The organism is Pseudomonas putida, assembly GCF_003228315.1.
Lineage (GTDB): Bacteria > Pseudomonadota > Gammaproteobacteria > Pseudomonadales > Pseudomonadaceae > Aquipseudomonas > Aquipseudomonas putida_S.
This window is the reverse complement of sequence record NZ_CP029693.1, coordinates 6395863-6414506: the sequence shown is the minus strand read 5'-3', so window position 1 is coordinate 6414506 and position 18644 is coordinate 6395863. Positions and strand designations below refer to the sequence as shown.

Here is an 18644-nt window from a genome sequence, read left to right as displayed (position 1 = left end):
TCAGGCCACCGCCCGGGACATGACGTACAGGCAATCGTGTACGGCAGTCCGGTCCTCTTCGAGGGTCCGCAGGTGCACCCCGTGAATCTCCGGGTGCGATTCGATGCGCGCCGGAGCGTGCAGGTAAACGTTCAGCGGGCGATCGCTGGTGGAGGCCAGCAATTGGCTTTCGCGGCCGATCAGCGCGCTCAGTGAGACGTCGCTGTCGTTGCTGCCCACCGAGCGTACCGAGGTCCAACGACCTTCGCGGGCCACCAGCAACACGCTGCGCACCGGCTCGGCGACCACGAACAGGAAGTCCCCGGCCTCGAAGCTCTTGTCGAAGTGATTGAAGGCCGCCATCAGGTACGGCTGCACCGAGCGCAGGCGCAGGCCGCGACCGCTGACCAGGCTGCGCAGGCGGTCCAGCAGGTCCTGTGGCAGCGCGGTGGCGATCCGGTCGTAGCCGGCCGGTTCAGCCGAGAGCACCAGGCTCCAGGGCTGGTTCGCCACCCCGTAAAGGTCCTCGAAGCACAGCTGGGCAAAGCCGCGCAGTTCTTCGGGGCTGCTGATCTGCTCGCTCCAGGGCACCAGGCAGAAGCGGCTGAAGTGCCCGGAGATGACCACGGTCAGTTCGGAACCTGCGCGGGCATGTTCACCCAGCAGGCGGTCCAGGGTTTCCAGGGCCACGGTCCAGGCGCCGAAGCCTTCGTCGATGTAGCCGACGCTGCCCAGCCACAGGGTCTGACTGCCCTGGCGCTGACCGAGGCCGACACCACTGGCGCCGATGACGGCGACATAACGCTCACGAGATAAAAGTGACACGATTGATCTCCTCGAGAGTGGTCCGGCCTTGTTGCACCAGCTCCAGCGCGGATTCGCGCAGCAGGTGCAAGCCACGTTTGCAGGCATGAGCCTTGATTTTCGAAATCGGTTGGCGCTCGACGATCATCTGCCGCAGCTCGTCGTCCAGGTGCAGCAGTTCGGCGATGGCGCTACGGCCGCGATAACCGGTGCCACGGCAGTGACCGCAACCCTTGCCATGCACGAAGTGGTAGTGGCCGACCTGTTGCGGATCGAGCCCCGAGGTTTCCAGCTCTTCCTCGCTCGGGGTGTAGGGCGCGCTGCACGTGGCGCAGACCAGGCGGATCAGGCGCTGGGCCAGCACGGCGTTGAGCGCGGAGACCAGGCTGTAGGGATCGATTTCCATCTGGGTGAAACGGCCGATCACGTCGAACACGTTGTTGGCGTGGATGGTGGTGAACACCAGGTGCCCGGTGAGTGCCGATTGCACGGCGATCTGCGCGGTGTCCGGGTCACGGATCTCACCGACCATGATCTTGTCCGGGTCGTGACGCAGGATCGAGCGCAGGCCACGGGCGAAGGTCAGGCCTTTCTTCTCGTTGACGGGGATTTGCAGCACGCCCGGCAGTTGATATTCCACCGGGTCTTCGATGGTGATGATCTTGTCCACGCCGTGGTTGATCTCGGTGATCATCGCGTACAGCGTGGTGGTCTTGCCGCTACCGGTCGGGCCGGTCACCAGCACCATGCCGTAGGGTTCGGCGGCCAGGCGGCGCAGCTGGCGCAGGGTTTCCTCTTCGAAGCCCAGGGCCTGCAACTGCACGCCGCAGACCTTGTCGGCCAAGTCCTGTTTGTCGAGCACCCGCAGCACGGCGTCCTCGCCGAAAATGCTCGGCATGATCGACACCCGGAAGTCGATCTGCCGGCCGTTGATGCCGATCTTGAAACGACCGTCCTGAGGTACGCGCTTTTCGCCGATGTCCAGTTCGGCCATGACCTTGACCCGGGAAATCACCTGTTCGGCGAACTCGCTGCCCTGGATCTTGCTGATGTTGTTGAGCACGCCGTCGATGCGGTACTTGATCACCAGGCCGTTGCCGGTGGTGCCCAGGTGAATATCGCTGGCGTGCATTTTCAGCGCGTCGTAGAGGGTTGAGTTGACCAGCTTGACCACCACGCTCGAGTCTTCGCTGATGCTGGTCAGCGACAGGGTCTGCAGGTTGTCGATTTCAATGTTGGAGTCCGACTGCGCGTTGAGCGACTCCACCGCGTGGAAGCTCTCTTCGTGGCGCGCCAGGTAAGCCTTGAGATCGTCGGCGTGCACCAGGTACAGCGGCGCGCCGTGCAGGCAATCGTCGATCCAGGCCAGGCGCGCGGTGTCGAAGGGGTCGGCGAACACGCCGATGACCGCCTCGTCATGACGCAGCAGGATGAATTCGCGCTTGAGGCATTGGGCCAGGGTGACCCGATCGAACACAGGAGTGGCCTGGAACAGGCTGTCGGTGTCGAGCACCGGATAATGCAGGGTGGCGCCCAGGCACTGGATGAACGGCATGGGCGCCAGTTCACTCAGGTCGGCAAGGGCATTGAGGACTCGTTCGCCAGAACTGGCGGCCAGGATTCGCGCCTGGGCTAATTGTTCACTGGTAAACCGGGTCGGTACGCAGTCCAGCGGCACAGCATCGACGACAAGTGACAGACGGTCCATGGCTTGCTCTCCAACGCCCGGGGCTTAGAGCCCTGTCGGCGCGGCGAGCCATTGCGGCGGGTGCCGGAACGTCTTGTCGCGCCATTACTCCCCGGTGAGCAGTTGTTCGTCGTCTGGTGCCTTGGTGGTCGTCGAATTTCGTCGGCGATCCGCGAGCACCCAACTACCGTCGTACAACTGCAGCGGGAAACTTTCGGTCCTGCTCTGGCGTCGTTCGACAAAGCCCTCGGATGGGCTCACGTTCGCGTTGGGTTCGCGCTTTACCCCCAGAAGATCGCAGACTGCACGGGCCAATTCCGCCAACGGAAAGGGTTTGAACAGGATATGGCTGACTCCCAGTTGGCGGGCCCTTTCGCAAACCTCTGCGGTGGGGTGCCCCGTGATCAGCACAAAATGGCAATTCCTGTTCTGGCGGACGGCATCGAGCACCTGAAAGCCTTCCATATCGGGCAAACGGTAATCGAACACCATCACATCAGGTGAAAAGCTCATCGCTTCGCCGATGGCCGTCTCACCGTTGTGAGCTATCCGGACTTCCAGCGCTTGCGCCTGCAGGTAACCCTGAAGGTTTTCCGCCAGCAGCTGTTCGTCTTCAACAACCAGTACTTTGTTTAACAAGGTGGACTCCTTGAAACCGCAGGTCCGAATACCGAACCTGGTAGAGAGTGCGCCTTACAAGGTCTAACGCACACTTCATGCCAGGCTGAGCGCCGGTAATTTTAAGTCTTCATGTCCTTGAATTTACTGACAATGCCTTTTCGTCCACGTACCCCATCCCCCAAAAACGGGGAAAACCGAACGGGTGCGTTTTGAAGGCATTCCCCACTTTTGGGGAAAACCCTTCATTCATCGTCAATCCGTTCGATCCGGTTGCCGGCACGTATCTGCGCCAGAACCTGTAGACGAGCCTGGACCTGTTTCTGTCGGGCAAGGTACGCCCGTACCATTTCAAGTCCCTGCTCATCTGTGACATCACTTGCCTCCATTCGGTTCTCCAGGTAGATCAAATGCCAGCCGACCGCCGTGCGTACCGGCTCGCTGATCGCCCCCGGTGCCAGGGCGAAAGCCGCTGCCTCGAACTCGGGCATCATGCGTCCCCGGGGGAAGTAGCCCAACTCGCCACCCTGGCTGGCGGATACGTCTTCGGAAGACTCGCGGGCGACGCTGGCGAAATCCGTACCCTGTCCGATTTTTTTACGGATTGTCTCCAAGCGTAGTCTTGCCGCGGCCACAGTGGAAGCCTCCGCTCCCTGAGGCACCTTGATCAGGATATGCCTGACCTGCACCTGCTCGGGCTGATTCATCTCGGCGCGGTGCTCATCGAAGAACGCCCGGACCTCTTTTTCGTCAGGCGTACCGGTCTTCTGGATCTGGGCCTGATTGAGCTCGGCATACACCTGCTGGGCCGCCAGTTCACGGCGGGTGTAATCGGCATAAGTGGCTTCATCGAAGCCGGCGTCCTCCAGGCGCCGGGCAAACACCTGCGCACCGCCCATGGCCTGGCGGGTTTGCTCGACTTGGCTTTGCACGGTGGCATCGCTGATCTGCACCCCGCGCTTTTGCGCTTCCTGCCACAGCAGTTCCTTGTCAATCAGGGCGTCCAGCGCGGCCTGGCGCAGCTTTTTGTAGGCCGAGGGGTTGCGGATGCTCGCCACTGCCCGCCCCTGATCCTCCAGGTACTCGGCGAAATAACGCTCCAGGCGCATCTGGGTGATTTCCTTGCCATTGACCCGCGCGGCGATCGGCTCATTGCTGCTGAATGCACTGCTGTTGAAAGCCATGTACATCCACAACGACAACAGGACCAGCACAGTGTTGAGCTTCATGTTTGACCTCCGGTCAAGGCATGGCGGTAAGGGGTTTGTAAGGGGCGACCAGATAGAAACGCTGGTCGGGCAAGTCCACGGTGACCACGTGCGCGCCACTCAAACCCAGGCGACGACCCGGGCCGAAGCTGATCAGCGGCGTCAGGCCGGTGTCGAAGTTGTGCAGGTTTTCAAGGGCGTTCACCAGTTTTTCCCGGCTGGCGTCGCGCCCGGCCTGCTTCATGCCTTCGCTGAGCAGCATCATCGAGCTGTACGCGCCCACCTGCAGCACCGCGTGTTCGCCGCCCAGACGCTGCTTTTCGCGCAACTGGGCCAGGGCCATGCGTCCGGCCTGGGTCCAGTCGCCGGGCACGAACGGATACGCCAGGAACACCCGCCGGGAAAAGCCGCTGGGCACCTGCAGCAGATCGCCCGCCACCTGGTTAGATGCGGCGAACAGGTAAGGCACCTGCCCCGCCGTCTGCAACCGTTCGGCCAGACGACTGAAACCACTGCTGCTGCCCAGGTAGAACACCGAGCGCGAGCCCAGGGGCAGGTCGTCCTGCGCCGACTGATAGGTTTGCAGGTGCACTTTCTGCCAGGCGTGGTCTTGCAGGTACTGGGCGAGCTTTTGCGCCGCCTCGCGCTGGCCGGGTTCATCCGGGTAGGCGATCAGCGTCGGCCCCTGCAGCACCCGCAGGCTGGCGGCGGCGTAATTGGCCAGGGCGATCATCTGCTCACGCAAGCCCGGCAGCGGCTCGAATATCTGCCGGCTGGCCTGGGCCGAACCCTGCAAAGACAATGGCCCGATCAGTGGCACGCCCGCCTGCTCCAGACGCGAGGCCAGTTCCGAATCCAGCGCCGGCACCAGCGGTGCAATCAGGGCGAACACCTGCTCCTGTTCGATCAGTTGATTGAGTGCCTGCTCGGCGCTGGCCCGGTCGGGCCCCGGATCGAGAATGGTCAGGCGCAGTTGCCGGCCATGAATCCCGCCCGCCTCATTGATGCGCGCCACACTGCCGCGCAGCACCGCCGCCACCGTGGCACCCTCCTCGCCCAACTCTCCCGTGCTTGGCAACAAGGTGCCCAGGTGCAGGCTCTCGGGGCTCAGGCCCGGATCGCGGTCATCGGCCAGGCGCTTGAGGTACGCGGTGAGATTGCGCTGATCGCTCATCGACAGCACGAAGCGCGGCATCGCCGGGTCCAGGTGATTGTTGGCCGGGTCGCGCCCCTCCTGCACCGCCCGGGCCAGCGTGCTCTCGGTGTAGGCCGGGTACGTGCGGCCATTGATCTGTTGCTGGCCATAGGTGCTGGTCAGCCGCGACCAGCTCAACTCCGGCGGACGCACCCCGCCCTCAGGTCGCCCGAGCCCATCGATGCCATGGCAGTTGGCGCACGGCAGGCTGGTCGCCGGCAACAACATGCCCGCCGCCCCGATCCGCGCCATGATCGGCTCACCGCTGGCCGACACACCCTCGCGGTACAGCCGCTTGCCGGCACTTTCGCTGGGGCTCAGCGTCAGCGCCTGGGCCGTCAGGACAACGTTTGCGAGGAGCATCAGGCCGAGGATGAGGGCGTTTTTCATGGCGCGAACTCAGCGACCGGCCACGGGCATTGTCAGCAACTGCAAGCGCTGAGCAATGGCGGCGGCCGGGGCATCGGGACGGATCTTGCTCCAGCGCTTGTTGGCCACATCGCCAACGATCAACTGGGTCGAATGCTGCTCCGGAGTCGGCACGATCTGGCCGATGCGGCTCAATACAAGGTCCATTTGCGCCTTGTCGCCGGTAAGAAAAAGCCAGTGGGGCCCATCGACGCCCTGCTTCAAGGTGTAAGCCTTGAGTACCGCCGGTGTATCGCGCAGCGGATCACTGGTAAGGGAGATAAAGGTGATGTCGTCCGCCTTGTCGCCCAGCACTTCACGCACTTGCTTGAGCTTCTGGGTGATCAACGGGCAGGCATCGTTGCAACTGGTGAAAATCACATTGAGCAGCACCACACGGTTCTGCAGGGCGTCGCTGTAGAAACGCAGAGTGTTGCCGTCCTGGTCCCGCAGGGGCGTGTCGGTGAACCAGGTTTTGGCATCACGGGTGCCGCCCGCCGGCTGTGCCGCAGGCGCGGCAGCCACCGCTGGCGCCGACTGTTCATGCCCTTCATGGGCGAAGGCCGTCGTACCGAACAGGCACAGACACAGGCTCAGGGTGATTCGGTTCAGGGCCCTCATGGCTGCTGCTCCATGGCGATGGCTGTGTGCTTGGCGTGGACGTTGCGTTCGCCGCTGAGTTTCTCGACCTGGCGGCTGAGTACCGCAGGGTCGGTGAAGCCGTAATAGCGGGTCCAGTGGCGACTGTTGCCATCGCCCACCAGGATCAGCGGTTGATGGTTTTTGAAGTCACCGCTGAAACTGCCCAGGCCCTTGAGGGTTTCGTTGACCGACTGCGGCGTACCGGTGAGCCAGCTCCAGCCCGGCCCCTTCTGGAAGGTGCGGGCGTACTCGTTCAGGCGCTTGGCGTCGTCACGCTGCGGATCGATGCTGATCGACACCAACTGCACTTCCTTGCCCACCCGTGCCCCCAGCTTCTGCTGGACCTTGCCCATGATCGACGACACCACCGGGCAGACCGTGGTGCAGCTGGTGTAGATGAAGCTCATGACCACGATCTTGTTGCTCACCAGGTCTTTTTCCAGGCTGACGTTCTGGCCGTTCTGGTCCACCAGCGTCACGTCGGCGAACTTGACCTGAGCGCTCTCCGAGGTGGCGCCTTTGGTCGACATGTCATGGCCGGCGTGTTCATCCGCCGAGTGAGCCATTGCCTGACCGATACCAACGGCCAACAGGCAGAATGTCAGCAGTCCACGATGTGCAAATCGGTTCATGTCGATGTCCTCTTCAATGAGCTTGCTCGGGCAGTACCCGAACGCTGGCAAATGTCTGCTCGCCAAAGGTCGCGCCCAGGGACGGCGCACGTACGTGCACGTACCAGGCGCCTTTCTGGTCCAGGGTGACCGGGGCTTCATAGATGCCGTCGCCGACGTCTCGCGCGGTGACCAGTTGCGGCCGTGAACTGGGCGCCAGGAAGTAGCGCACCTGGACGTCCTTGACCCCGCTGCGGGCAGCCTTGTGTTTGCCCTGGACGATGCGAAAACGCACGGTGTAGGGGCTGCCCAGCGCTGCGGTGGACTTGTCGAGCATGAACTCCACCTTCGGCACGCCCGCGGTTTTCACAGGCGTATTGCTCGCCTCCACCACGGTGCTGAAGCAATGGACGATGCTCGGTTGATTGAGCAGGAACGCCACGTCGAAACGCCCGGCGGGCGGCAGCTTGATCCGCGCGCTGTACAGCCCTGGCTCGACTTCGCGCAGGCTGCGGTCGATGACCATCGCCGCCCGCGCCACTTGCCCGCGATTGGCGTAGCCGGACATCGGTGCGTTCATGCCTTCGGCGTAGAAGTAGGTGGTGTTGTCCACCGGGTTGACCACGTACACCGAGTTTTCATCCCGCGACACCGCCAGGCTCGAGGCCAGTGGCAAGTCGCCGGCCAGGCGTGGCGCCTGGGTGCCCGCCTCGAAACCCTGGGTAATCGGCTTGCGGCCTTCGCCCAGCGACGCCAGGTTGATCATCGTCACCTTGGACGACGCCAGCCCGCGAACGTAGGCGTAAGCCTTGGTGAACACCACCTGAAAGGGTTCGGCGGAGACGTCCAGGTCATGGATCAGCGAGTCGGTGGCCGCGTCGATCACCGAGGCCTGATTCTCCAGGGTGTTGAGCACGATGCCGAAGCGACCGTCGGCGCTGAAACCCATCGGCCCCAGGCCCTGTTTCAACTTGATCACCCGGCGCACCGATTGGCTCGCGGCATCGACCACGGTGACCGTGCCGTCCCTGCCGTCGGCCACATAGGCGGCGCCGGACAGCGGCGAGTAGACCACCGACAACGGATTCGAACCGGTCTTGAGCTGCTTGATCAAAGTCAGGCTGGCGATATCGATAATGCTCAGGGTGCCGTCATCACGGTTGGTGACGAAGGCAAAGCGGCTGTCCTTGCTGAAGGCGATTTCGTGGTGACCGGCGCCGGTGGCCAGGTGCTTGAGGGTTTTGAGGCTGATGCTGTCGATCACTGTGACCCCGGATTGCTCGGCGGACTTGGCGTTGTTGCCGACCCACAACAGGCGTTCATCCGGTTGCAGGGCCACGCGCACCGGGTTGCTTCCGGCCGCCACCGAATCGACCACCTTGAATTGTTCGCTGTCGATCACTGCAATTTCGTCAGCAGTCGGCATCGAGACGAAGACCCGCTTGTTGTCCCTTGGGGTGACCCAATCCATCGGCGGTTGCTTGATGTCGATCCGGGCCATGGTGCTGGTGATGCCGCCCACCGAGACCGACGGATCGACCACCATGACGCTGGCATCGCGGTTCATCACCAACAGGAAGTAGCTGTTGAGGTCGAGCAGCGGTCGTGCGCCGATGTTCGAGCGCAGGAAGGTGCTGACCCGCGACTTGCAGCTCTTGTCGCGGCCCTGGGCCTGGTCGGCGGCGGTCACTTCCGGATCCACCCAGGCACCGGGGGCCACACCCGCCAAGGGCTGGCCCGAGGCTTTGTCGGTGACACGGAAACGCACATCGGCAAATTCGCCTTCGCGCAGCACACCGTCTTTGGCCAGCGGACGCACTTCGAGGGCCACCGATACGCCGTCGCGTTCAAGGGTCTGGCCGGTCCAGGTGTTGGGCAACGCGACGTCGGCAAGCAGGGTCGGCGGCGTCGTGCGCGATACCCCCAGCCAGATCAACGCCATCCCGAGGGCAAGCGCACAGCTGGCGAATTTGATGGTCCTGTTCATTGCAAAACACTCCATTAAAGATCCGTGCCTGCCTCTAAACCTTGGTGCTCCTATCGCGGGCAAGCCTTGCTCCTACAAAAGCACGACCTCCCTCTACCCTGTGGGAGCAATGCTTGCTCGCGATAGCTTCATCAGCCACCCCACAAAACCGAGGTGCCCCCATCGCGGGCAAGCCTTGCTCCTACAAAGGCACGACCTCCCTCTGCCCTGTGGGAGCAAAGCTTGCTCGCGATAGCGTCATCAGCCACCCCACAAAACCGAGGTGCCTCCATCGCGGGCAAGCCTTGCTCCTACACCTACGGCACCGGCGCCGGTTCCGGCTCGTTGGTCACCCGCAACAAGCCCCACAACCCGGAGATGTTTCCGTAGGCCCCGTAGTCGCGGAACAGGTAGTCCCCCGGTATCGCGTTCACGCCCCCGGCGCTGGGCAACATGAAGCTGAAGTGCGCCGCCGGCAGCACACTTTCGTGGGCGCCGATGTACATCGACATCGGGTTGTAGCCGAACTTCACCGAGCCCACGCCCGGGCTGCTCATCGGGTAGCCACCGGTATCGCTCTTCTCCGACAGGAACGGGTTGGCCGACCAGACATGCCCGTCCAGCTGGAAGGTGGTGCCGCGACTGCCGCCGGTGGGCATCAGGATGTGGGTACGGAACGGCTGCCCCGGTTTGGCGTACAGCACTGGCGTTTGCGGGTCCCCGCCCACCAGCGCGTTGCTGTAGGCCATGTGCGCGTTGGTCATGTCGCCGTAGCCCGAGCCGGCGGCGTGACCGAACGGCGCGTCCGGGGCCAGGCCGAAGCGATACCACAGCGGTTCGGTCCGGTAGTTGATGGCCATGCTGGAGTTGTCTTGCGGATCAGTCGGCACGCCGAAACCTTCCGCGGCAATCCCCTCCACTGGCCGCCCGTTGGCCCAGCGCGTGTTCAAGGCTTTCTGCCAGACCATCGCAAAGTCGCGGTAGGCGGTTTGCCCCGGCGCCGTGACAGTGGCGTTGACCTTGCGGGTATCTTCAACCCAGGTCGCGCCAGCCGGCACGATGCTCATCGCCCCCGCCAAACCTTTTTGCGACTGCTTGATCACGTCCGCCGGGGTGATGTTCAGGCCGCCGAACTCCACCGCCGTGGCGTTGATGTTGTCGACATTGCGTCCCAGTTGAGTGATCGGTTTGCCTTCACGCTCCAGGTGCCCGGCGTAGTACTGGTAGGTACGGGTCGGGTAAGCGCCGCTGTTGCCGACCCGTGGTGGCACGGTCTGGATCGGGTTGGCACCGACGTTGGTGCCGTCGGATTTGGTGATGTCGTACGCCAGCAATTGCGCATGCAGACCCACATGGCTCGACGGCCGCATCAGGTTGTTGCTGAAGGTGGTCGAGCCGGTGCCGCTGTTGCGGTCGCGCTTGACCATGCCTTGCATCACCGCAGTCTGGGTCAGGTCCGGCATCACGCTCGGCAGGCGGTTTTCCAGGGTGATGTTGATGCAATCGCCGGCGGCCGCACGCAACACCAGCGGTTCGACGGGCACACCAGGCTTGAGCTTGCCGGTGGTCGGGTCGAGGTCGGCCTTGCGCACATACAGGATCGCGGTCGGGTCGTGCAGCGGCCCGCTTTGCCCGCCGATGGTGATGGTTTCACCGTCTTCGGGGTCGGTCACGGTGACCTGTGGAATGCTCACCGTGCGCGAGTTGAGCACCAGGGTGCCGCCCGCCGGGTTCAGCGGTCCACCCACGTGCTGGCCGATGCCGGCCGGATCGCCGATGGTCAGGCCCAGCGGATTGGTCAGGATGTCGTTGGCCAGCGCCGCCACCACTTCATAGTTGCGCTGCGGGGTTGGCCGGGTGCCGATGCCGGTAGGGTTGGCGCCGATCCGTGGGCACACGCCATCGAACGCCACGGTGTTGCGCATGCCGGTCGGCCGGGCGTTGTTGGGCAAGGCGAACAGGTCGTTGCGTTGCGCGGTGTAGTTGCGCATCACGCCCCAGATCCCGCTCCAGTAGCCTTCGATCGAAGCGTCCATCGAGTACAGGTAGTCCCCCGTGGTCGCCGCCGAACTGGACAGCATCGAGACCGGCGCAATGAAGCCCATCTGCTCGGAGATCCCGATCATCTGCGATGCGCGCCAGCCGGAGTTGGAGCTGTTGCCGAAACCGGAACCGCTTTGCAGCCATTTCACGCCGTGCAGGGTGACGTTGTGCTCCTCTTCGTGGCCGCCGGCATGCACCCGCAACCGCACGTTGTCACCGGTGTAGGTGCGCAGCATCGGGGTGAACGGATCGCCCGCTTCCGCGCCGCCGGTGTTGATGTGGGGCGGGAACAGCGTGGTGCCGCCGGTGGGACCGGTGGCCGCAGTGATCAGGTTCGGCGCCAGGTTCATCGCCGGGATCGCACGGTCGGTACGGCTTTGCATGGCGTAGGCCAGGTCGCCGCCCAGGCCGTCGGCCTGCATGCCGCGCTTACCGTCCGGGCCGACCTTGTTCGGGTCGTACACCCGCAGGGCCAGCGGTTCGTTGCGGTAATTGACCACGAACATGCCCGGGTCATCCACCGAGATTGCCTGTGGGCATGGCCGGGTCGGGCAACCGGGCACCATGCCGCCCTGTACTTCCAGGATGCCGTCGAGCAGGCTGCTGGCGTTGTTGCGCACCGGCGGGTTGATCGCATAGCGGAAGCTGTCGGCGGTGGCCGGGAAGGCTTGCGGATTAGGCACGCCGTTGGGACCTGCGCCCACGTACACACCGGCTTCATAGGCGTGCTGGAAGTCGCTGTATTCGAGGAAGAACTCGCGGAAGCTGTCGTTCTTGCCGTCGCCGTCCAGGTCACCGGTGGAAATCACCGCCTGCCATGAGGTCGGCCCGCCGTCCTGGCGCGCGCCGCTGTACAGCGGCTCGCCGGTTTCGGCATGGAACCAGGTGGAACCTGCAGGTTCAGCCAGCACGGTGGCGTAGAGGCCGATCTGCTGGTGCGTCGATGGGCCGAGGTGGTCGTGGGTAAAGATGGTGCCCAGGCCACGGTCCACGCCTTTGCTGTTGACCACGGGGTCGACGAACCAGCGTTGCATGGCGGTCCGCGCACCGACCCAGTCGGCGCGGCCGTACTGGCCGAAGAACGGATGGTTCTTGGCTTTCGGACAGGCCGGGGTGCCGTCGCGCGGGTCGGTGCCCTGGCACTGGTTGTATTCGCGGATGGCGTGGATGCGCTCTTGTACGGCACCCGGAGAAAGCACGCCGTCTTCATAGTTCCAGCCGTTGGCCGAACCGTCGGCCGCGGTCAGGTCCCATTTCGGCAGGTGGATGTGCTGGCCGATCACGTCGGTCGGCGTACGCACCTGGTAATCGTCCATTTCATAGGTGGCCGGTACCAGGTTGGTTTGCTGGTACTGAACGCAGTCGAAGGTGTTCATGCGCATCACCAGCGGCTCTGGCGGACGCTGCTTGGTGATCACCGGCCAGGCGTCTTCCCACAACGCGAGAATGCGTGCTTGCGGGAAGTGGTAGCCGACCTTGTTGTACACCGCGTCGAACTGAATGTTCGCCGCCTTGTAGATCCGTGGACGGTCGGCGGTGAAGGTCGAGGAGCCGGTGAACGACAGGCCGTCGATGCGCTCGCCGCTGTTGAACTCACCTGTGCCGGCACTGCTGGTCAGGCGTTTTTGCCGGTCATCCATGCAAGGTTCGTAGTACGGCGCACCGGCCACCGGCAAGGCGCCGTTGGTGCGGAAGTTGCGCGCCACGATCTGGTTGCCCGGCAGCAAGGCATAGCTTGGGTGGTCTTTCTTGGCATGGAAGGCCATGGCCGCCTGTTCGACTTCGGTGCCCTCTTCCGGCAGGTACAGCGGCTTGGCGCGGGTCACTTCCTTGGAGAAATCCAGGGACGTGGTGACAGTGTTGGCTTCGCCCCCGGCGGAGAAACCGTCCAGGGAATGACGACCCAATCCGCCGTCCCAACCACCGGACTGGTTCGGGTCGAGGTTGGCCCACAGGGCTTTGCCCGAGGCCTTGAGGCTCTGGGCCTTGGCGGCGTCGAGCATGTCCAGCGGCGGGGTCGGTGGGCGCTGGCCGACGGAGGTTTCCATGCCGCCGATCCAGAATGGATAACCAGGGTTTTTCAGGCTGCCGTCGGCATTGCGGTTGGCTTCGCTGCGATCGACCAGCGCCAGCGAACCGATGGCTTGCGAGCCACTGCCGTGGTGTTCGCCGTCATCGTCGTCTTCTTCCTCGTGATCATCGTCATTGGCGGCCACCAGGGTTTCGCCGATTTTCGGGATGACCACGACTTTGCCTGGCATCGGCGGCATGGCTTTGCCGGGCAGCGGAACGACTGCCGGGATGGGTGTACCGGCGACAATTTCGCCATCGGGCAAGGCCCGCGCGCCGGTCGCAGGCTTACCGCTGCGCAGTGCATAAGGTTCGCTGTGGAAGCCGTCGGCGCCCTGCTGTGAAACTTCGAGTTTGGTGCCTTCTTCGAACACGTCGTGCACCCGCCACATGGCCCACATGCCCTGGGCGAAGTGCGGATAGAAGTGGCAGTGATAGATCGCATCGCCCGCTACCCGGTTGCGGTTGCCCGAGCCGCCGTTGGCGATTTCATAGGTGTAGCCGGCGCCCGGGCCAATGCCTTGGGCGTCCACGTAGTCAGAGTTGTCGTCGTTGGGGTTGAACAGCCACTGATGGCCGTGCAGGTGGAAGATGTGCTGCTCGTGGCCGTTGTGGGTGTTGCGGAATTTGACGAAGTCACCGATGTAGCTGTGGTTGACGTTGGAGGGCTCCGACGGGTACAGCGCCATGGTCGCCTTGACTCCGATCTGATCGGCCCTCGGCACCTGGCCTGGGGTAATGCCTTCGAGGCCGGCGTTGGCCGGTACGTCCACCAGCATCGCCACGTCGCCCACGGTGTGGGAGCTGAGGAAGAACTCTTCATAGGCGCAGGACAGGCAATCGTGCATCGGCCCCACGCCCAGGCGGTTGGCGACCACCTCGGCGCCCATGCCACCGGAACCGTAGTTGATCATGAACGAATCGCGGGTCGGCTCCAGCACATGGGCCATCACCGGGTCGGCCCAGTACGCCGGGAAGGCCTGGGTCGCGGCGGTCTCATCCTGGAATTGCGAGGCGAAATCGCGGAACGGTTCCAGGCGATTGGGGATCGCCGGGTTGCGTTTGCCCACGGCTTCCAGCGGATAAGTCGCGGCCGGGAAGCTGCCATCGGCATTGCTGCCCATCACGATCGCATCGCTTTCGCTGGAGATGATTTCGTTGCCGTCGACCATGTTGATGATCATCGATCCGGCCTTGCCTTCACGGATCCACGGCTCGCGCTGCGGGTAGCGCGCCTGGTAGTCGACGATCGGCTGGCCGGCCGGGGTGCGACCGGTGGTGGCCAGGCGCATTTCTTCCTCGGTCACGGTGTTGCGATAACTGCGAGCGCCCTTGGGCAACACCACCACTTGACCGAACAGGCCGTTGGCGACGTTGCCGGCCGCGCCTTCGCCACCGAAGGTTGCGCCACGGCTGCTGACGGCGAACACGCCTTCGCGTTCGGCGTACAAGGTATAGGAACGGGTGGCGCCGGGCAGGATCAGGGTGTTGGCGTTGCGCCCGGTGAACGAGGAGATGTCATCGATGCTGTTGACGGCCTGCAGGCCGTTGACCTGAAAACCGACATGGCGGTCGGCGACTTGCTCGTCGACCTTGAATTGATCGTTGTTGCCAACGTTGATGCCTTCTTCCTCGCCTTCTTCTTCCTCACCGCCTTCATGGGAGCCCGGGTTGGCCTGATAGGCCAGAAGGTTCTGCAGGTTGATGGTCAGGCATTCGCCGGCAGCGACCCGCAGCACCAGCGGACGCGGGCGCTTGTCGGGCCGCAGCGATACCTTGCCCGGCACCGCCGCGCCGCCCTGGGCCAGCGAGACATTGCGATCGTCGACCACATCCCGGCGCAGGGCGTACATCATGCCGTTAACGTTCTGTGCCCCCAGGCGGTTGAACATCAGCGGCTGGTCCAGCGCCACGACGTTGGCCACTAGGTTGCGCTCACAACGCGCCGCCGCTTCCGCAAACTCGATGCCGAACACCGAGGCGGCCAATAAAAGCCAAGGGACAATGGTAGGAACGTGGTGTATCCCGATCATGATCAAGGGCCTCGAGGTAGGGGCTCACAGGAATAATTCTCGACTAATACTTTTGAGCAATCCGCATGCCACAAAAATTTCACAAGATTTTCAGATAGTTAGGATTGCCACTTAATTCATCGGGGGAAATTCCCCACTTTTTCCCCACTTTTTTGGCGGGGCTACCTTGCCCCAATGTTGGGGAAAACCCGCCCCGTTTTTTCACTTACAACGGCGCGTCCGCCGACAGCCCTTGCAGGCGCCGGTACTGGTTCAACACGCTGGGGACATAACGCTGGGTTTCGGCGAACGGCGGGATCACGCCGCCACGGCTGAGCACGGCCTGGGGGCCGGCGTTGTAGGCGGCCACGGCGAGGGCCATGTCGTTGTCGAACATCGTCATCAGGCGCTTGAGGTAGCGCGCGCCGCCCTGGATGTTGGCCTTGGGGTCGTAGACGTTGGTCACGCCCATTTCGCGGGCGGTGTCGGGCATCAGTTGCATCAGGCCACCGGCACCCTTGGGCGACATCGCGCTGGGGTTGTAGCCGGACTCGTTCTGGATCACCGCATGCAGCAACGCCGCGGGCAGGTGATTGGCCTCCGCCGCCTTCGAGACCAGCTCGGCGTAGGGTCTGGCGGCAATCATCTGTGGCTGCTGATCGAGGCTGACCACCGCGGCTTCGGGCTCGCGAATGACCTTCTGGTAATGGCGGCCGGGGCGGTGAACGTTCGAAAGAACCAAGTTGCCTTTGGCGTCTGTCGAGATGAAGACATCGGCCTGCACGCTGCCGCCCAACAAGGTCAATCCGAGCAATCCCGCGGTGAGAATTTTCATTGTTCTACCTCCCCTGCCCGATCCTGAAAAATGGGGCAAATGCCCCAGTGACCGGTCGTTTGTCAGCCATACGCAAGCACTGTGCCGAAAGCGCAAAGGGCCGTAGTACGTGGGGTTCAGGAAGGCGTTGCGGCCTTTGTCGGTGCTGTGCATGGCAATTGCATAAGCCCCTATTACAAAAATCAGCTGCGACCCTTCCTGCCGACTAAGTGAGGTCATCATGAAACAGCGACTGTCTTTCGCCCCGCGTGCTTGTTCAGCACAAGTCCATTCACCACGAGCTCAGCGCGGGTTCACCCTGCTCGAACTGTTGGTGGTGCTGGTGGTGCTCGGGCTGTTGGCCGGCATCGTCGCGCCGAAGTACTTCGCGCAACTGGGCCGTTCCGAAGTGAAAGTGGCCAAGGCGCAAATAGAAGGCCTGGGCAAGGCCCTGGACCTGTACCGCCTGGAAGTCGGTCATTACCCATCGACCGAACAGGGCTTGCAGGCGCTGGTCACCGCGCCCAGCGATGAAGCCCACTGGACCGGCCCGTACCTGCAGAAAAAACTGCCGCTGGACCCATGGGGCCGCGCCTACACCTACCGCTACCCCGGCGAGCACAGCGAGTACGACCTGCTGTCCCTGGGCAAGGACGGACAGGCCGGCGGCGAAGGTGAAAACGCCGAAGTCACCAACTGGAATTGACGAGAATGGCGACCATGCGCTTTCACCTCAAAGCAGTCGGCAAGGCCGGTGTGGTTTCCATGACCGTCGAAGCGCCCGGTCATAGCGAAGCCCGGCGCATTGCCGAAGACCAGGGCTTGCGGGTGGTCAGCCTGCGCGCCGAACGACATTGGCGGGCCATGGGCCTCAAGCAGCGCGAGACGTTCAACCTGGTGCTGTTCAGCCAGGAACTGACCACCCTGCTCAATGCCGGTCTGCCTTTGATCGATGCGCTGGAAAGCCTCGCGGAAAAAGAAAGCGCGCCCCAGGCCCGCAAGACCCTGAGCGAACTGGTGCGCCTGCTGTACGAAGGCAAATCGTTTTCCCAGGCCCTGGGACAGATGTCGGCGGTATTCCCGCCGCTGTATGTGGCGCTGGTGCAGTCCAGCGAAAAGACCGGCGCCGTGGGCGACGCGCTGGGACGCTATGTCAGCTATCGCCAGCGCATGGACGAGGTTCGCCAGAAGATCGTCAGCGCCTCGATCTACCCCATGCTGTTGCTGATCGTCGGCGGCGGCGTGGTGCTGTTTTTGATGGGCTATGTGGTGCCGCGCTTCAGCCTGGTGTTCGAAGGGTTGGGCGAAAACCTGCCGTGGCTGTCGCAGATTTTGATGAGCAGCGGCATGTTCCTGCATGCTCACCAGGGCGAGTTCTTTGGTGCCTTTGCGGCCTTCATCGTCAGCATTGCCCTGCTTCAGCGCCAGCCGTCCTTTCGCCGAGGAGTGGATCGCCTGATCGAAAAAGTCCCGGCGATCCACCAGCGCATCTTCATGTACGAACTGGCGCGCTTCTACCGGTCCCTGGGGATCCTGCTGCAAGGCGGTATTCCCCTGGTCACCGCCATGGGCATGGTGCGCAACCTGCTGACCCCCGCCTCCCGCGCGCGCCTGGACCAGGCCTGCGAACGGGTGCGCGAAGGGCAATCGCTGTCGGCCGCGCTGGAACTCAATCACCTGGTGACCCCGGTGTCCCTGCGCCTGCTGCGCGCCGGTGAACAGTCCGGCAACCTGGGGCAAATGATGGAGCGCAGCGCCGACTTCTACGACGAAGAAATCAGCCGCTGGATCGAATGGTTCGTGCGGCTGTTCGAACCCCTGCTGATGACCTTCATCGGCCTGCTCATCGGGGTGATCGTCATCCTGATGTACATCCCGATTTTCGAACTGGCTTCGAGCATTCACTGACCCCGCTGAACTGGGGCGGGCTGTGGGTTGCACTGTGACTTCAATTGCAGTGCTTTCACGTTGCACCCGAAGAAGAAAACGGAGAACGACATGCACTTCAACAAGCTTTTACTTGCAGTAGCTATTGGCGCAGTTTTGTCGGCGTCTACCGTCTTGATTCCGGACAGCCTGTCAGATATGTCGACTGCCCATGCCAGGGAGGGAGGTAGTGGAGGCGGTGGCGGTGGTGGTGGCGGCGGTGGCGGCGGCGGTGGCGGCGGCGGTGGCGGCGGTGGCGGCGGCAGCGGTGGCGGTGGCGGTCACGGCGGCGGCAATGGTGGTGGCGGAAGCGGTGGCAGTGGAGGCAGTGGTGGAAGCGGCAGCGGTCACGGCAGCAGTGGTGATAGCGGCAGCGATCATTCCAGCGGCAGCGCCTCAAGCTCCGGCCGCAGCGGCACCCATTCCGAACCGGGGGATGATCACGGGGTTCACCGTGCAGGTGATGACAAAGGCGTGCATCGCGCCGGTGACGACAACGGTGTGCATCGCGCCGGTGAAGTCGGTGACGATCGCGGCGTTCATGTTGGTGGCGAACCGGGGGACGACAAGCGCGCGAACTGATCTACCCCGTACCCTGTAGGAGCGAGCCTGCTCGCGATGACGGCAGATCTTCAACATCGATGTTGTCTGACACTCCGCC

The 18644-nt window shown here is 63.3% G+C and carries 13 protein-coding genes; 3 read left to right on the top strand and 10 right to left on the bottom strand.

Annotated features, from left to right (window positions below; translation table 11 throughout):
* The 10 genes from DKY63_RS30140 to DKY63_RS30090 all read right to left on the bottom strand — a co-directional run bounded on the left by DKY63_RS30140 (nucleotide 1) and on the right by DKY63_RS30090 (nucleotide 16078).
* Entirely contained in the window at nucleotides 1–804 is an 804-nt protein-coding gene (locus DKY63_RS30140) for a hypothetical protein (RefSeq protein WP_110967460.1), read from the bottom strand.
* A complete protein-coding gene (locus tag DKY63_RS30135) occupies nucleotides 785–2491 on the bottom strand; it encodes a GspE/PulE family protein (protein WP_110967459.1) in 1707 nt (568 codons plus the stop codon). Before DKY63_RS30135 ends, DKY63_RS30140 begins: the two co-directional genes overlap by 20 nt.
* An 84-nt stretch (nucleotides 2492–2575) precedes the next feature.
* Nucleotides 2576–3109 carry a response regulator gene (locus DKY63_RS30130; RefSeq protein ID WP_110967458.1) on the bottom strand — a complete coding sequence of 178 codons (534 nt, stop codon included), beginning with the start codon at nucleotides 3107–3109 and terminating at the stop codon, nucleotides 2576–2578.
* A 224-nt stretch (nucleotides 3110–3333) separates the two neighbouring features.
* Nucleotides 3334–4317, bottom strand: a complete 984-nt coding sequence (locus DKY63_RS30125; protein ID WP_110967457.1) for a peptidylprolyl isomerase — start codon at nucleotides 4315–4317, stop codon at nucleotides 3334–3336.
* 13 nt (nucleotides 4318–4330) lie between these two features.
* Nucleotides 4331–5881 (bottom strand): cytochrome c/ABC transporter substrate-binding protein, encoded by a 1551-nt coding sequence (locus DKY63_RS30120; protein WP_110967456.1) that lies wholly within the window; start codon nucleotides 5879–5881, stop codon nucleotides 4331–4333.
* A 9-nt stretch (nucleotides 5882–5890) separates the two neighbouring features.
* Nucleotides 5891–6520, bottom strand: coding sequence for an SCO family protein (locus DKY63_RS30115; RefSeq protein ID WP_110967455.1), 630 nt, complete (start codon nucleotides 6518–6520; stop codon nucleotides 5891–5893).
* A complete protein-coding gene (locus tag DKY63_RS30110; RefSeq protein WP_110967454.1) occupies nucleotides 6517–7173 on the bottom strand; it encodes an SCO family protein in 657 nt (218 codons plus the stop codon). Before DKY63_RS30110 ends, DKY63_RS30115 begins: the two co-directional genes overlap by 4 nt.
* A 13-nt stretch (nucleotides 7174–7186) precedes the next feature.
* Nucleotides 7187–9139 carry a YncE family protein gene (locus DKY63_RS30105; protein WP_110967453.1) on the bottom strand — a complete coding sequence of 651 codons (1953 nt, stop codon included), beginning with the start codon at nucleotides 9137–9139 and terminating at the stop codon, nucleotides 7187–7189.
* Between the two features lie 296 nt (nucleotides 9140–9435).
* On the bottom strand, nucleotides 9436–15264 hold the full coding sequence (gene mnxG, locus DKY63_RS30095) for a manganese-oxidizing multicopper oxidase MnxG (RefSeq protein ID WP_110967451.1): 5829 nt from the start codon (nucleotides 15262–15264) through the stop codon (nucleotides 9436–9438).
* 205 nt (nucleotides 15265–15469) lie between these two features.
* On the bottom strand, nucleotides 15470–16078 hold the full coding sequence (locus DKY63_RS30090) for a lytic transglycosylase domain-containing protein (RefSeq protein WP_110967450.1): 609 nt from the start codon (nucleotides 16076–16078) through the stop codon (nucleotides 15470–15472).
* A 220-nt stretch (nucleotides 16079–16298) separates the two neighbouring features.
* On the opposite strand from DKY63_RS30090, the gene gspG reads away from it, so the two are divergent.
* The 3 genes from gspG to DKY63_RS32800 all read left to right on the top strand — a co-directional run bounded on the left by gspG (nucleotide 16299) and on the right by DKY63_RS32800 (nucleotide 18565).
* Nucleotides 16299–16763 carry a type II secretion system major pseudopilin GspG gene (gspG, locus tag DKY63_RS30085; RefSeq protein WP_110967449.1) on the top strand — a complete coding sequence of 155 codons (465 nt, stop codon included), beginning with the start codon at nucleotides 16299–16301 and terminating at the stop codon, nucleotides 16761–16763.
* A 14-nt stretch (nucleotides 16764–16777) separates the two neighbouring features.
* Nucleotides 16778–17965 carry a type II secretion system F family protein gene (locus DKY63_RS30080; protein WP_110968015.1) on the top strand — a complete coding sequence of 396 codons (1188 nt, stop codon included), beginning with the start codon at nucleotides 16778–16780 and terminating at the stop codon, nucleotides 17963–17965.
* 90 nt (nucleotides 17966–18055) lie between these two features.
* On the top strand, nucleotides 18056–18565 hold the full coding sequence (locus tag DKY63_RS32800; RefSeq protein ID WP_239499346.1) for a hypothetical protein: 510 nt from the start codon (nucleotides 18056–18058) through the stop codon (nucleotides 18563–18565).
* The last annotated feature ends 79 nt before the right edge of the window (nucleotides 18566–18644 follow it).

Excerpts from the sequence above, each read along its gene's own strand:
- DKY63_RS30090 (WP_110967450.1), bottom strand. The coding sequence starts at position 16,078 with ATGAAAATTCTCACCGCGGGATTGCTCGGATTGACCTTGTTGGGCGGC.
- DKY63_RS30120 (WP_110967456.1), bottom strand. The coding sequence starts at position 5,881 with ATGAAAAACGCCCTCATCCTCGGCCTGATGCTCCTCGCAAACGTTGTC.
- gspG (WP_110967449.1), top strand. The coding sequence starts at position 16,299 with ATGAAACAGCGACTGTCTTTCGCCCCGCGTGCTTGTTCAGCACAAGTC.
- DKY63_RS30135 (WP_110967459.1), bottom strand. The coding sequence starts at position 2,491 with ATGGACCGTCTGTCACTTGTCGTCGATGCTGTGCCGCTGGACTGCGTA.
- DKY63_RS30080 (WP_110968015.1), top strand. The coding sequence starts at position 16,778 with ATGCGCTTTCACCTCAAAGCAGTCGGCAAGGCCGGTGTGGTTTCCATG.
- DKY63_RS30110 (WP_110967454.1), bottom strand. The coding sequence starts at position 7,173 with ATGAACCGATTTGCACATCGTGGACTGCTGACATTCTGCCTGTTGGCC.
- DKY63_RS30105 (WP_110967453.1), bottom strand. The coding sequence starts at position 9,139 with ATGAACAGGACCATCAAATTCGCCAGCTGTGCGCTTGCCCTCGGGATG.
- mnxG (WP_110967451.1), bottom strand. The coding sequence starts at position 15,264 with ATGATCGGGATACACCACGTTCCTACCATTGTCCCTTGGCTTTTATTG.
- DKY63_RS32800 (WP_239499346.1), top strand. The coding sequence starts at position 18,056 with ATGCACTTCAACAAGCTTTTACTTGCAGTAGCTATTGGCGCAGTTTTG.
- DKY63_RS30115 (WP_110967455.1), bottom strand. The coding sequence starts at position 6,520 with ATGAGGGCCCTGAACCGAATCACCCTGAGCCTGTGTCTGTGCCTGTTC.
- DKY63_RS30125 (WP_110967457.1), bottom strand. The coding sequence starts at position 4,317 with ATGAAGCTCAACACTGTGCTGGTCCTGTTGTCGTTGTGGATGTACATG.